This window comes from Pseudomonas sp. KB_12, assembly GCF_052114545.1.
Lineage (GTDB): Bacteria > Pseudomonadota > Gammaproteobacteria > Pseudomonadales > Pseudomonadaceae > Aquipseudomonas > Aquipseudomonas brassicacearum.
This window is the reverse complement of record NZ_JBFREY010000039.1, coordinates 15,800-29,142: the sequence shown is the minus strand read 5'-3', so window position 1 is coordinate 29,142 and position 13,343 is coordinate 15,800. Positions and strand designations below refer to the sequence as shown.

13 protein-coding genes are annotated in these 13,343 nt (G+C 60.6%); 10 read left to right on the top strand and 3 right to left on the bottom strand.

Annotated features, from left to right (window positions below):
- The first annotated feature begins 32 nt into the window (after window positions 1-32).
- The 4 genes from AB4Z20_RS24325 (at window position 33) to AB4Z20_RS24310 (ending at window position 4,623) form a co-directional block, all read left to right on the top strand.
- On the top strand, window positions 33-2,471 hold the full coding sequence (locus AB4Z20_RS24325) for a Lon protease family protein (RefSeq protein ID WP_253469518.1): 2,439 nt from the start codon (window positions 33-35) through the stop codon (window positions 2,469-2,471).
- Window positions 2,472-2,838: 367 nt separating this feature from the next.
- A complete protein-coding gene (locus AB4Z20_RS24320; RefSeq protein ID WP_186730510.1) occupies window positions 2,839-3,180 on the top strand; it encodes a PA4575 family protein in 342 nt (113 codons plus the stop codon).
- A 132-nt stretch (window positions 3,181-3,312) separates the two neighbouring features.
- Window positions 3,313-3,801, top strand: coding sequence for a TIGR00645 family protein (locus tag AB4Z20_RS24315; protein WP_014340287.1), 489 nt, complete (start codon window positions 3,313-3,315; stop codon window positions 3,799-3,801).
- A gap of 204 nt (window positions 3,802-4,005) precedes the next feature.
- Window positions 4,006-4,623, top strand: a complete 618-nt coding sequence (locus AB4Z20_RS24310) for an FKBP-type peptidyl-prolyl cis-trans isomerase (RefSeq protein WP_003205746.1) — start codon at window positions 4,006-4,008, stop codon at window positions 4,621-4,623.
- A gap of 134 nt (window positions 4,624-4,757) precedes the next feature.
- Here AB4Z20_RS24310 and AB4Z20_RS24305 read toward each other — a convergent pair whose 3' ends face one another.
- The 3 genes from AB4Z20_RS24305 to AB4Z20_RS24295 all read right to left on the bottom strand — a co-directional run bounded on the left by AB4Z20_RS24305 (window position 4,758) and on the right by AB4Z20_RS24295 (window position 6,730).
- Complete coding sequence (locus AB4Z20_RS24305; protein ID WP_003205743.1) at window positions 4,758-5,015, bottom strand: PA4570 family protein; 258 nt, start codon at window positions 5,013-5,015, stop codon at window positions 4,758-4,760.
- Between the two features lie 206 nt (window positions 5,016-5,221).
- Entirely contained in the window at window positions 5,222-5,563 is a 342-nt protein-coding gene (locus tag AB4Z20_RS24300; RefSeq protein WP_003205741.1) for a zinc ribbon domain-containing protein YjdM, read from the bottom strand.
- Window positions 5,564-5,761: 198 nt separating this feature from the next.
- Complete coding sequence (locus tag AB4Z20_RS24295; protein ID WP_024617321.1) at window positions 5,762-6,730, bottom strand: polyprenyl synthetase family protein; 969 nt, start codon at window positions 6,728-6,730, stop codon at window positions 5,762-5,764.
- A gap of 239 nt (window positions 6,731-6,969) precedes the next feature.
- Here AB4Z20_RS24295 and rplU point away from each other — a divergent pair, with 239 nt between their 5' ends.
- From rplU to AB4Z20_RS24265, 6 genes are all read left to right on the top strand, one after another.
- A complete protein-coding gene (rplU, locus tag AB4Z20_RS24290; protein WP_003176051.1) occupies window positions 6,970-7,284 on the top strand; it encodes a 50S ribosomal protein L21 in 315 nt (104 codons plus the stop codon).
- 35 nt (window positions 7,285-7,319) lie between these two features.
- Window positions 7,320-7,577, top strand: a complete 258-nt coding sequence (gene rpmA, locus AB4Z20_RS24285; protein WP_003176049.1) for a 50S ribosomal protein L27 — start codon at window positions 7,320-7,322, stop codon at window positions 7,575-7,577.
- A gap of 190 nt (window positions 7,578-7,767) precedes the next feature.
- Window positions 7,768-8,991: an Obg family GTPase CgtA gene (cgtA, locus tag AB4Z20_RS24280; RefSeq protein WP_018600990.1), complete on the top strand. Its 1,224-nt coding sequence runs from the start codon at window positions 7,768-7,770 to the stop codon at window positions 8,989-8,991.
- A 327-nt stretch (window positions 8,992-9,318) separates the two neighbouring features.
- Window positions 9,319-10,437: a glutamate 5-kinase gene (proB, locus tag AB4Z20_RS24275; protein WP_018600988.1), complete on the top strand. Its 1,119-nt coding sequence runs from the start codon at window positions 9,319-9,321 to the stop codon at window positions 10,435-10,437.
- Window positions 10,438-10,446: 9 nt separating this feature from the next.
- Window positions 10,447-10,902 (top strand): CreA family protein, encoded by a 456-nt coding sequence (locus tag AB4Z20_RS24270; protein WP_003205733.1) that lies wholly within the window; start codon window positions 10,447-10,449, stop codon window positions 10,900-10,902.
- An 81-nt stretch (window positions 10,903-10,983) separates the two neighbouring features.
- On the top strand, window positions 10,984-13,020 hold the full coding sequence (locus tag AB4Z20_RS24265; protein ID WP_442090712.1) for a hypothetical protein: 2,037 nt from the start codon (window positions 10,984-10,986) through the stop codon (window positions 13,018-13,020).
- Window positions 13,021-13,343 lie beyond the last annotated feature (323 nt).

Below are 13,343 nucleotides of genomic sequence, written 5' to 3'. Positions count from 1 at the left end.
GCTATCTGCCCCGCCTGATGTAAGGAAGCCCGATGCCTGATCCTGTTGCTGCCAGCTTGCGTCTAGCGCCCGAAGCGCTGACCCGTCCGTTTTCCGCTGAACAGTTCAGCTTCTCTACCACCAATGATCTGGAGCCCTTCCGCGGTGTGCTTGGCCAGGAACGTGCGGTCGAAGCCTTGCAGTTCGGCGTGGCCATGCCGCGCCCCGGTTACAACGTATTCGTCATGGGCGAGCCCGGCACTGGCCGGTTTTCGTTCGTCAAACGCTACCTCAAGGCCGAAGGCAAGCGCCTGCAGACCCCGGCGGACTGGGTCTACGTCAACAACTTCGATGAGCCTCGCGAACCCCGTGCCCTGGAACTGCCGTCAGGCACGGCCGGTGCTTTCATCGCCGACATCAACGGCCTGATCGACAACTTGCTGGCGACATTCCCGGCGGTATTCGAACACCCGTCCTACCAGCAGAAGAAAAGTGCCATCGACCGCGCCTTCAACCAGCGCTATGACCGCGCCTTGGACGTGATCGAGCGCCTGGCGCTGGAGAAGGATGTCGCGCTGTACCGTGACAGCAGCAACATCGCCTTCACGCCGATGAGTGAAGGCAAGGCCCTGGATGAAGCGGAATTCGCCCAGTTGCCGGAAGCCGAGCGCGAGCGTTTCCATGAGGACATCTCGGGCCTGGAAGAGCGCTTGAACGAAGAGCTCGCCAGCCTGCCGCAATGGAAGCGCGAGTCCAGCAACCAGCTGCGCCAGCTCAATGAAGAAACCATCACCCTGGCCCTGCAACCGTTGCTGGCACCACTGTCGGAGAAATACGCAGAGAACGCTGCGGTCTGCGGCTACCTGCAGGCCATGCAGGTCTATCTGCTCAAGACCGTGGTCGAGCAATTGGTGGACGACAGCAAGACCGACGCCATCGCCCGCAAGCTGCTGGAGGAACAGTACGCCCCGAGCCTGGTGGTCGGGCATCCGTTCAGCGGCGGCGCGCCAGTGGTGTTCGAGCCGCACCCGACCTACGACAACCTGTTTGGTCGCATCGAATACAGCACCGACCAGGGCGCGCTCTACACCACGTACCGGCAGTTGCGTCCGGGCGCCTTGCACCGGGCCAACGGCGGTTTCCTGATTCTGGAAGCGGAAAAAATGCTCGGTGAGCCGTTCGTGTGGGATGCGCTCAAGCGGGCCCTGCAATCGCGCAAGCTGAAAATGGAATCGCCGCTGGGTGAGCTGGGCCGGCTGGCCACGGTGACCCTGACGCCGCAGCACATTCCGCTGCAGGTCAAGGTCGTGATCATCGGCGCCCGCCAGCTCTACTACGCCTTGCAGGACCTGGATCCGGACTTCCAGGAAATGTTTCGCGTGCTGGTGGATTTCGACGAAGACATCCCGATGGGCGACGAGAGCCTGGAGCAGTTCGCCCAGTTGCTCAAGACCCGCACTTCGGAAGAGGGCATGGCGCCGCTGACCGCCGACGCGGTAGCGCGCCTGGCGACCTACAGTGCGCGTCTGGCCGAACACCAAGGGCGCTTGTCGGCGCGTATCGGTGATCTGTTCCAACTGGTCAGCGAGGCGGATTTCATTCGCCAATTGGCCGGTGACGAGATGACCGACGCCGGCCACATCGAACGCGCCCTCAAGGCCAAGGCCACCCGCACCGGGCGTGTCTCGGCGCGAATCCTCGACGACATGTTGGCGGGGATCATCCTGATCGACACTGCCGGCGCGGCCGTGGGCAAATGCAACGGGCTGACAGTCCTTGAGGTCGGCGACTCGGCGTTTGGTGTACCCGCGCGGATTTCCGCCACGGTGTACCCGGGCGGCAGCGGTATCGTCGACATCGAGCGGGAGGTCAACCTCGGCCAGCCGATCCACTCCAAGGGCGTGATGATTCTGACCGGCTACCTGGGCAGTCGTTATGCCCAGGAATTCCCGCTGGCGATCTCGGCCAGCATCGCGCTGGAGCAGTCCTACGGTTACGTGGACGGCGACAGCGCGTCTCTGGGCGAGGCGTGTACGCTGATCTCGGCCCTGTCGAAGACGCCGCTCAAGCAGTGCTTCGCCATTACCGGCTCGATCAACCAGTTCGGTGAAGTGCAGGCGGTGGGCGGGGTCAACGAGAAGATCGAAGGCTTCTTCCGCCTCTGTGAAGCCCGCGGGTTGACCGGTGAGCAAGGGGCGATCATTCCCCAGGCCAACGTCGCGACCCTGATGCTCGACGAGAAAGTGCTGGCCGCCGTGCGCGCCGGGCAGTTCCATGTCTATGCGGTGCGTCAGGCCGATGAAGCCCTGAGCCTGTTGGTGGGCGAGCCTGCTGGCGAGCCGGACGAAAACGGCGAGTTCCCCGAGGGCAGCGTCAACGCCCGCGTGGTGGAGCGGCTGCGGGTGATCGCGGAGATGATCAGCGAAGACGACATCAAGGAAGCGGAAAAGGAACTGGCACAGCAGGCATTGGCGGAGGCCAAGCCGGCTTGATGTTTTCCTGACCGCAGCAAGCCCCCCTGTGGGAGCGAGCTTGTGGGAGAACAGCCTGTGGGAGCAAAGCTTGCTCGCGATAGCGTTTGTCCAGTCAACAGAAGTGTTGCATGTGACAACCCCATCGCGAGCAAGCTTTGCTCCCACAGGCTTGCTCTCACAATCAATGTTTTGTGGGTTATCACTAAAAAACGCCACCACTTTGGCGTCAATATTCACACTGTGACCGCTCGGCGTATTCTGGTCTCGAAAGTCCTTGCGGCCGGAACTTTTCTTCTATCCTCAGCTCAAGGATAACGAGAGTCATCATCGGATCGAAACAGCCTCCTCCAGGGGCTGAATACCGGATCTACCGAGGGGCGCCGCCATGTCGCGCAACCTTTGCCTCACTCGTCAATGCCTGGGCCTTGTCACCCGTATCGAATGCGCCATCCGCCCCCTGGCGGGAGATACCGGTATGTGGACCTTGCTCTTCGCCGCCGGAATGGCCGGTGAACAACCTTCTGCCATCAAGGCCCAAGGGCCATTCCCCGGCCCGACTGCCGCCGAAACCATCCTCGATACCATTGTGCAAAGCCTGACGCTGCACGGCTACGAGCTGGCCGACGACCCGCAGATCTGGTCCCTGCACATGCAAGCCCAACTGCGTGAGATCAATGGAGGCCGTTGTCGCAACGTCGGCGGCTTCGAGTTTCGTCCGCTGCATTGAAGGCCATCACCGCACGGGCACCGGCAGTAAAATTTTGTCACAAGGGCAGGGACCAGGGAGGGGCCCGGCGTTTGTGGGGCCGGTCGTGGCTGATATACTCGCCGCGATTTTTCAGCCCTGGTATGAGATTCAATGGAACGCTTTATCGAAAACGCAATGTACGCCTCCCGTTGGCTGCTGGCGCCGATCTACTTCGGGTTGTCCCTGGGCTTGCTGGCCCTGGCGCTGAAGTTCTTCCAGGAAGTTTTTCACGTCATCCCCAACGTGTTTTCCATGGCCGAGTCCGACCTGATCCTGGTGCTGCTGTCGTTGATCGACATGGCGCTGGTGGGCGGCCTGCTGGTGATGGTGATGATTTCCGGCTACGAGAACTTCGTCTCGCAACTGGATATCGCCGACGACAAGGAAAAGCTCAACTGGCTGGGCACGATGGACTCTTCGTCGCTGAAGATGAAAGTCGCTGCCTCGATCGTGGCCATTTCCTCCATCCACCTGCTGCGCATTTTCATGGACGCCAAGAACGTCGATCCCGAGCACCTGATGTGGTACGTGATCATCCACATGACTTTTGTGGTCTCGGCATTTGCCATGGGCTATCTGGACAAACTGACCAAGCACTGAGGTCCGTTCACCGCCCTGGCGCAACGCCCGCCTGTAGAATTGCAGGCGGGCGTTGTCGTTTCTGGCGGCTTGCTTTGGCGCAGGGGGCTCGTCACCCGTGGTGGCATCTGTGCTAGTCTGCTCGCCCTTTTGGTTCCGGGCGCTCCGGGAGGCGCTGTGGCACACACGGCAATTCTCGAGCCGTCCGCACAGCGGAGCAGCATCATGTCCGAAGTTAACCTGTCCACCGACGAAACCCGCGTCAGCTACGGCATTGGCCGTCAGTTGGGCGACCAACTGCGCGACAACCCGCCACCGGGCGTGAGCCTGGACGCCATCCTGGCCGGCCTGACCGACGCGTTCGCCGGCAAGCCAAGCCGCGTGGGCCAGGACGAAATGTCCGCCAGCTTCAAGGTCATCCGTGAAATCATGCAAGCTGAAGCCGCTGCCAAGGCTGAAGCCGCCGCTGGCGAAGGCCGTGCATTCCTGGCCGAAAACGCCAAGCGTGAAGGCATCACCACCCTGGCTTCCGGCCTGCAATTCGAAGTGCTGACCCAGGGTGAAGGCGCCAAGCCGACCCGTGAAGACCAGGTGCGTACCCATTACCACGGCACCCTGATCGACGGCACTGTGTTCGACAGCTCCTACGATCGTGGCCAGCCAGCCGAATTCCCGGTAGGCGGCGTGATCCCAGGCTGGACCGAAGCCCTGCAACTGATGAACGCCGGCAGCAAATGGCGCCTGTACGTGCCGAGCGAACTGGCTTACGGCGCTCAAGGCGTTGGCAGCATTCCACCGCACAGCGTGCTGGTGTTTGACGTCGAGTTGTTGGACGTACTGTAAGACCCTGTCCGGTTTTACAGCCGGACAAAAAACTGTGGGAGCGAGCTTGCTCGCGAAAGCGGACTGTCAGTCGACACTTTCGTGACTGATACACCGCCATCGCGAGCAAGCTCGCTCCCACATGATTTCTACGCTCATCCGTGGAACCTGCCGCTGAAATCACCCGTCGGGCGCAACGCCCGGGCGTAGCAGAACAGGAACAGATTGCGCACCAGCTCCTTGAGCACCAACGGCTCGCTGGAATTGAGGCTGTTGAGGTCCAGATCCCCCTGGTCCTGCAGCTCGTTCAGGGCTTCTTCTTCAAGTACCGCACAGACTTCCCCGGTTTCCCGATGCAGGATCCTGAGGTAGGGATGTGGGCGGTCCAGCCAGGCATCGATCAAATAAGTCATGGTTCTCATCTCCTTGATGGGGTTCGATGAGAATAATTCTTATTCGCTAAATAGCAAGTCTCTATTGGCGTTGCGATTGTTTTTCTGACGATGGGTTATGGCAGCTCAGGATGGCTGGCACTTGGCTGATGTCCAGGAAATGGGGGCGAAGCGCAGAGGGCGAAGCTCCATCCCACACGCGGGGCGTGGGATGGAATGCCGCAGTATCAGACTTTTCTTACGAACTCGGATTTGAGTTTCATCGGGCCGATGCCGTCGATCTTGCAGTCGATGTCGTGGTCGCCATCGCACAGGCGGATGTTCTTGACCTTGGTGCCGACCTTGACCACCAGCGACGTGCCCTTGACCTTGAGGTCCTTGATCACGGTGATGGTATCGCCGTCCTGCAGGACGTTGCCGACCGAATCTTTCTTCACGGTATCGTCGGACACTGTTTCAGCTTCGCCGCTGGCGGACCATTCGTGGGCACACTCCGGGCAGACCAGTTGAGTACCGTCTTCGTAGGTGTATTCGGAATTGCATTTCGGGCAGGGAGGCAACGTGCTCACTAAGGTTCCTTGGGTATCAGGAGGGCAAAAGGGCGCACATTATATAGGGTTTTGTGGCGAGGGGGGTGATGCGGGGCTTTTGTGGCGAGGGAGAATTTGTGGGAGCAAGGCTTGCCCGCGATGGGGGCGATGCGGTCCTTCAGAAACCGAGTCGCCTGTATCGCGGGCAAGCCTTGCTCCCACAAAAAGCCCTGTGTGTCAGTGCGTACGGGCGACCGCAAACTCGCTCAGTTCCACCAGCGCATCGCGGTATTCGCTGGCCGGCAGGGCGTCGAGGCATTTGATCGCGCGGGCAACGTAGTCCCGGGCCAGGTTTGCGGTGTAGTCCAGCGAGCCGGACGCTTCGACCGCGACACGGATGCTTTCCAGGTCTTCGATCCCGCCTTTCTGGATCGCCTGGCGAACCAGTGCTGCCTGTTCAGGCGTGCCCTCGCGCATGGTGTAGATCAGCGGCAGGGTCGGCTTGCCTTCGGCCAGGTCGTCACCGACGTTCTTGCCCAGGGTCTCGGCATCGCCCTTGTAGTCGAGCAGGTCGTCCACCAACTGGAAGGCCACGCCCAGGTGGTCACCGAAGGTGCGCAGCGCTTCGCTCTGCTCGGCGCTGGCACCGGCCAGGGCGGCAGCGCTGTGGGTCGAGGCTTCGAAGAGCATCGCGGTCTTGCCGCGGATGACTTCCATGTAGGTTTCTTCGGTGGTGCTGGCATCGCGTACCTTGGACAACTGCAGCACTTCGCCTTCGGCGATGATGCGCGTGGCCTGGGACAGGATCTTCATCACCGGCATCGAGCCCAGCTCGACCATCATTTCGAACGAGCGCGAATACAGGAAGTCGCCCACCAGCACGCTCGGGGCATTGCCCCACATGGCGTTGGCGGTCGAACGACCACGCCGCATGCCGGACATGTCGACCACGTCGTCGTGCAGCAGGGTCGCGGTGTGCAGGAATTCGATGGTGGCGGCCAGCAGGCGCATGTCGTCGCCTTCGCGACCCAGGGCCTTGCCGCACAACAGCACCAATAAAGGCCGCAGGCGTTTACCGCCGGCCGATGTGATGTAGTCGCCGATTTTCGATACCAGCGGCACTCGGGAAGTCAGCTGCTTCTTGATGATGCCGTCGACGGCGCTAAAATCGTCCGCCACCGTGCGGTAGAAAGCTTGGGGTTGCATCAGCGACAGGTGCTCCAGAAGGGTTGCGCGGCATGCTAGGACCCCCACCCAGGCCTGTCAAGGCGCGATGGACGGCTACTTGCAAGGCTGTTGCGCCTTGCGTACAATCGCGCACCCTGAACTTCCTGGGCAGCACCTGCCTTACGCAATTGCATCAGGGCCTTCCAGCCCATGCAGCCATGCCAGCCAATACCTCTTCTTATAAAGCGCTGGGTGAGCAGGATTATCGGAGAAATACCATGTCGTACGCAGTAATTGTTACTGGTGGCAAGCAATACAAGGTCGCCCCAGGTGAATACCTGAAGATCGAAAAACTGGAAATCGCTACCGGCGAATCCGTGACTTTTGATCGCGTTCTGTTGGTCGCCAATGGCGACGACGTGAATATCGGCGCTCCAGTCGTTGCTGGCGCTACCGTTGTGGCTGAAGTGATCTCCCAAGGTCGTCACGATAAAGTCCGCATCATCAAGTTCCGTCGCCGTAAGCACCACATGAAGCGTATGGGCCACCGCCAGTGGTACACCGAGATCAAAATCACCGGTATTCAGGCTTAATTTCAGCCTAATTCCTCACTAGGAGAATTGAACTCATGGCACACAAAAAAGCTGGTGGTAGTACCCGTAACGGTCGCGACTCAGAAGCCAAACGCCTTGGCGTGAAGATGTATGGCGGCCAGAAAATCATTCCGGGCAACATCATCGTGCGTCAGCGCGGCACCCAATTCCACGCCGGTTACGGTGTTGGCATGGGTAAAGATCACACCCTCTTCGCGAAAATCGAAGGCGTGATCAAGTTTGAAGTAAAGGGCGCGTTCAACCGCCGTTACGTGAGCGTTGTCGCAGCTTAATTGCGAGATCGCTGGAAAAGCCCTGTCTTGCGACGGGGCTTTTTCGTTTGTGGGGTGAGTCTCTTGCAAAACTGTTTGTATGGGCTGTCGGCGCTGCGGTTGGGGCGTGTCATCAGGTCGCTGCGCTCATTTTTGCAAGAGTCTTATGTCTTGTTTTTTTGGCTCGTCCGTATGGCGAGAGGCGTGTGTCATGAAGTTTGTTGATGAAGTATCGATTCGAGTAAAGGCCGGCGACGGCGGCAATGGTTGCATGAGTTTCCGTCGGGAAAAATTCATTGAAAACGGTGGCCCGAACGGCGGTGACGGGGGCGACGGCGGCTCGATCTACATGCTCGCCGACGAAAACCTCAACACCCTGGTGGACTACCGTTACACCCGGCACTTCGATGCCGAGCGTGGCTCCAACGGCGGCAGCACCGACTGCACCGGCAAGAAGGGCGAAGACCTGATCCTGCGCGTGCCAGTCGGCACCACGGTGATCGATTCGGCCACCCAGGAAGTGATTGGCGACCTGACCAAGGCCGGCCAGCGTCTGCTGGTCGTCCATGGCGGCTGGCACGGCCTGGGCAACACCCGTTTCAAATCCAGTACCAACCGTGCGCCACGCCAGACCACGCCAGGCAAGCCAGGCGAGCAGCGTGACCTGAAGCTGGAAATGAAAGTGTTGGCTGACGTGGGCCTGCTGGGCTTGCCGAACGCCGGTAAAAGTACCTTCATTCGCTCGGTGTCGGCGGCCAAGCCGAAGGTGGCCGATTACCCGTTCACCACCCTGGTGCCGAACCTGGGCGTGGTCAGCGTCGACCGCTGGAAGAGTTTCGTAATCGCCGACATTCCAGGGTTGATCGAAGGGGCTTCCGAGGGCGCAGGCCTGGGGATTCGTTTCCTCAAGCACTTGTCCCGTACCCGTCTGTTGCTGCACCTCGTGGACATGGCGCCACTGGATGAAACCAGTGCCGCCGATGCCGCCGAAGTCATCGTCAACGAACTGACCAAGTTCAGCCCGGCCCTGGCTGAGCGCGACCGTTGGCTGGTGCTGAACAAGTGCGACCAGATCCTTGAAGAAGAGCATGAGGAGCGGGTCAAGGAAATCGTCGATCGCCTGGAGTGGGAAGGTCCGGTCTACGTGATCTCGGCCATCGCCAAAGACGGCACCGAGCGCCTGTGCCATGACATCATGCGTTACCTGGAAGATCGCGCCGACCGCCTGGCCAACGATCCGGCCTACAAGGAAGAGCTGGCCGAGCTCGACCAGCGCATCGAAGACGAGGCTCGTGCCCAGTTGCAGGCGCTGGACGACCAGCGTGCCCTGCGTCGCAGCGGCGTCAAGTCGGTCCATGACATCGGTGACGACGATTGGGACGAAGAAGATGTGGATGACGAAGACGGTCCGGAAATCATCTACGTCCGCGACTGATCTTGTGCTGATGCCACTTAGCTGAAGCCAGTACCTGTGTGGGCGAATTTGTGGGAGCAAAGCTTGCTCGCGATAGCGGTTTGCAGTCAGCCAAGGTGTTGAGTGTGACGAGGCCATCGCGAGCAAGCTTTGCTCCCACAGGCTTGATCCCCCCAAGGATTCTCGGGTGGCTGGCATTAACTGGTCCAGTGCGGTGTTATCATCGCAACCAGCCGGTTTCCAAGGCGCCGCTCATTCGAGCGGCGTTTTGGTATCTGTAAAACGCAAATACGAATAATCCCATGGGCGGCGCTGGGTCGCGCCGTTCGCTGGCAAAGGTTGAAGATGATGCGGAGCAAGGTGACGGGTGCGCAGCGCTGGGTCGTGAAGATCGGCAGCGCACTGCTGACGGCAGATGGCAAGGGCCTGGACCGCCAGGCAATGGCGGTGTGGGTCGAGCAGATGGTGGCCTTGCATGAGGCTGGCGTCGAGCTGGTATTGGTCTCTTCCGGGGCTGTGGCCGCCGGTATGAGCCGCCTGGGCTGGACGTCGCGACCCAGCGCGATGCATGAGCTGCAGGCTGCCGCCGCCATCGGCCAGATGGGCCTGGTGCAGGCTTGGGAATCAAGCTTCGCCGAGCACGGTCGCCATACGGCGCAGATCCTGCTGACCCACGATGACCTGTCCGACCGCAAGCGCTACCTCAATGCCCGCAGTACCTTGCGCGCGCTGGTGGAGCTGAAAGTCATCCCGGTGATCAACGAGAACGACACGGTGGTCACCGACGAGATCCGTTTCGGCGATAACGACACCCTGGCCGCGCTGGTGGCGAACCTGGTGGAGGCGGATCTGCTGGTGATCCTCACGGATCGCGACGGCATGTTCGATGCCGATCCGCGCAACAATCCCGATGCCAAGCTGATCTACGAAGCCCGCGCCGACGATCCGGCGCTGGACGCGGTGGCGGGTGGCACGGGTGGTGCGCTGGGCCGTGGTGGCATGCAGACCAAGCTGCGCGCCGCGCGTCTGGCGGCGCGGTCCGGGGCTCACACCATCATCGTGGGTGGGCGCTTGGAGCGGGTGCTGGATCGCCTGAAAGCTGGCGAACGGATCGGCACCTTGCTCTCTCCGGAGCGTGGCATGTTGGCGGCGCGCAAGCAGTGGCTGGCTGGGCATCTGCAGACCCGTGGCACCTTGGTGCTGGATGCTGGTGCTGTGACGGCCCTGTCCCAAGGCAACAAAAGCCTGCTGCCGGTGGGTGTGAAGTTGGTACAAGGCAGTTTCCGTCGGGGCGAAATGGTGGTGTGCGTGGCCCCGGACGGTCGCGAGATCGCCCGTGGCCTGGCCAACTACAGTGCGTTGGAAGCGCAGAAAATCATCGGTCAGTCGTCCGATGCGATTGTCGGTCTGTTGGGTTACATGGCGGAGCCCGAGCTGGTTCACCGTGACAACCTGATCCTCGTCTAAGGAAAAATCATGGGTTTGGCAAAAGGATTGATCGGCTTGCTGCTGGCTGTGCCGCTGCTGGCTTCGGCCGAAGAAATTGGCCAAGTGTCGACGGTGTTCAAGTTTGTCGGGCCGAACGATCGGATCGTGGTCGAGGCGTTCGACGATCCCAAGGTGGATGGCGTGACCTGTTACCTGTCGCGGGCCAAGACCGGCGGCGTGAAGGGCGGCCTGGGTCTGGCCGAGGATCGCGCCGAGGCGTCCATCGCCTGCCGCCAGGTGGGGCCCATCAGCTTCAAGGGTGAGCTCAAGGATGGCGAAGAGGTGTTCCGTGAGCGCACTTCGCTGGTGTTCAAGACCATGCAAGTGGTGCGATTCCTCGACAAGAAGCGCAATACGCTGGTGTACCTGGTCTACAGCGATCGCGTGATCGAGGGCAGCCCGCAGAACGCGGTGACGGCTATTCCGATCTTGCCTTGGCGTTAAGTAGCGAATGACGGGCGAGCCGATCGGCTCGCTTTTTTTATCTCCATGGATTTGTTGTGCTTTTGGCGCGAAGGGATTCGTATGCGTGCGTTTTTGCTGTTGTTTGTATTGGGCTGTTCGGTGTCCGTCGGGGCTTTGGCCGAGCCGTTTTATAGCGAAAAAATCCTGGCCCATCCGCTGATAAAAACTTCCCAGGAGAGTGGGGCGACGCTGGCATTTATCCGCGAGGCCGAGGGTGTCGTGGGCTACTCATGTCTGTGTGATTCGCCGGATGGCGTCCCGCAAGTGCTCGACAGATATGGCGATGCGAGTGTCGAGTCGGTGTTCTACGCCAGCCTCGACAGTGATCTCCAGACGCTGGTCGTGCTGTCGCGGGCAAAGGGGCAGTATGCCCTTCATGGTTATCGGTTCGTGCCGTCCACTGGTGGTTATCGCCGGCTCGAGACATTGCAGTCGGTATTGGATCGTATCGCCGCTGATCGCAAGGTCCTCACTGCCGCGCTGGTCCAGAAAGAGCTGGGCAAGTTGCCGCCCTACGATTACAGCGCCGTTTTGCCCAAGACCGGTATCGCCGAGTTCGACACGCTGGAGCCCGCGAGTGGCACGCTGGTGGGGTACTTTGGCGTCGACGGTGTCCCGGCGTCAGTGGGGCAGCCGCCAGAGGACCCTCATCGCGACACCTACAAAAAGACTTTTCAGCAGCGCGAAGGACGCTGGCTCACGCTGACTTATGAGCGCGTGCCGCCTCAGGACGAGGATGTGGGCTCTGCCTATCGTGTCAGCAGGATGGCCTGGGAAACCCGTCCAGAGGTGTACCAGGGCTCCGAGGATGGGGCGTGGGCGTTCTTGGGTAACGGGCGGCTCTGGGCGCTGGGTGCCTATGTCCAGGGCAAGAGGTCGGGCAAGTGGGCGGAGTTCGACGAGTCGGGCTACGCGTCCACCGGCGCCTATGTGGATGGACTGCGCCAGGGGCCGTGGGTCGTCAGTGATGGCGGCACGGTTTCCAAGGGCATGATCGTCGACGATTTCTATGAGGGGCGCTGGACGATCGAGGCGCAGGACGATGAGGGGGCGATGTCCGGCTTCGATACATACAAACACGGCGATTTTGACGGGCCTTCCGAGCGCGTGCGCCATGGTGAGGTGGTCCAGCGCGGCGATTTCGTGGCGGGGATGCAGCACGGTGACTGGAAAATGCCGTGGGGTGAGGGGCGTTACGTGCAAGGTGTTCGAGAAGGCCGTTGGACATTGAAGGTGGAAGGCGGTGGTGTCCAGACCGTCGATTTCGTCGCCGACAAGAAGCAAGGCGAATTGCGTGAAGTGGATGCCGCAGGTGTGTTGCGGCTCGTCGAGCATTACCGCGCGGGTGTGTTGGATGGATTGAAAGAAGCCTATGCGGCCAATGGCAAACTCATCTATTCGGCCAGCTATGTCAACGGCCAGATCGAAGGGCGGGCGCTGACCTACACCGATGATGGTGCCGTGCTGCTGTCGGATATCTCGTGGCGCCATGGTTCGCGAGAGGGCGCCTTTCGTCTCTATCATCCCAATGGCCAGCCCGATACGGTGGCGACGTACGAGGGGGATGAGCCCATTGGCAACCTGCAGTCATTTGATGCGACTGGGGTGCTGATCGCGGACAGGAACTATTGCCACGTGCCTGATGGGAAATACACCCGTATCAAGCTTTGCGGCAAACAGCGCGGGGCTTTCAACAATGGGCATTTCGACTCGGAGAGTGATTACCTGTTCGGTAATGAGCAAAGTGCCCGCCACACCCAGGATGGGCGCAAGGTCCGGGAGGTGCTGTTGGGGCCTGATGATCGCGTGACTCGTAACGACTACTACCCCAATGGCCAGTTGAAGTTCTCTGAAGCCAAGCAGGGCTTTCGCCTGATAACGGTCGAGGGGCGCGAATACAAGGACTACTCGTACGCCAAGCGCGAAGGTGAGACGGTCTACTACTACCCGACGGGTGTGGTTGAGCGCCGTATGAACTTCAAGGGTGACAAGATAGTGGGTTGTTACACCGGCTACGACGAGGCGGGGGTGCAGAATTTCCCACCACCGGGAGGCTGTCCTCCGCCGAAGCCGGTGGTTTTCAACTTTGGCGAATAGTGCGGGGCTTTAGTGGAGGTATCTGTTTTCACTGACGCCATCGCGAGCAGGCTCGCTCCCACAAGGGGTCTCTGGTGGGCAGTGGATATGCAGCGCACCGAGAATCGATGTGGGAGCCGAGCYTGCTCGCGATAGCGGTGGCACGCCCAGCATGGATGCAGGCTGACTCTCCGCCATCGCGAGCAAGCTCGGCTCCCACAGGGATTTGTGGTGGATGCGATTTGTGTGAGTGTCTCGGAGTTGATGTGGGAGCGAGCCTGCTCGCGATGCGGTGGTGCATTCAGTATTAAGGCAAGCTGATCCACTGCTTCCGCAAGGAGGGG

Bases quoted from the DNA above. Each gene is read 5' to 3' on its own strand.
- AB4Z20_RS24325 (WP_253469518.1), top strand. From the start codon at position 33: ATGCCTGATCCTGTTGCTGCCAGCTTGCGTCTAGCGCCCGAAGCGCTG.
- AB4Z20_RS24320 (WP_186730510.1), top strand. From the start codon at position 2,839: ATGTCGCGCAACCTTTGCCTCACTCGTCAATGCCTGGGCCTTGTCACC.
- AB4Z20_RS24315 (WP_014340287.1), top strand. From the start codon at position 3,313: ATGGAACGCTTTATCGAAAACGCAATGTACGCCTCCCGTTGGCTGCTG.
- AB4Z20_RS24310 (WP_003205746.1), top strand. From the start codon at position 4,006: ATGTCCGAAGTTAACCTGTCCACCGACGAAACCCGCGTCAGCTACGGC.
- AB4Z20_RS24305 (WP_003205743.1), bottom strand. From the start codon at position 5,015: ATGACTTATTTGATCGATGCCTGGCTGGACCGCCCACATCCCTACCTC.
- AB4Z20_RS24295 (WP_024617321.1), bottom strand. From the start codon at position 6,730: ATGCAACCCCAAGCTTTCTACCGCACGGTGGCGGACGATTTTAGCGCC.
- rplU (WP_003176051.1), top strand. From the start codon at position 6,970: ATGTCGTACGCAGTAATTGTTACTGGTGGCAAGCAATACAAGGTCGCC.
- rpmA (WP_003176049.1), top strand. From the start codon at position 7,320: ATGGCACACAAAAAAGCTGGTGGTAGTACCCGTAACGGTCGCGACTCA.
- cgtA (WP_018600990.1), top strand. From the start codon at position 7,768: ATGAAGTTTGTTGATGAAGTATCGATTCGAGTAAAGGCCGGCGACGGC.
- proB (WP_018600988.1), top strand. From the start codon at position 9,319: ATGCGGAGCAAGGTGACGGGTGCGCAGCGCTGGGTCGTGAAGATCGGC.
- AB4Z20_RS24270 (WP_003205733.1), top strand. From the start codon at position 10,447: ATGGGTTTGGCAAAAGGATTGATCGGCTTGCTGCTGGCTGTGCCGCTG.
- AB4Z20_RS24265 (WP_442090712.1), top strand. From the start codon at position 10,984: ATGCGTGCGTTTTTGCTGTTGTTTGTATTGGGCTGTTCGGTGTCCGTC.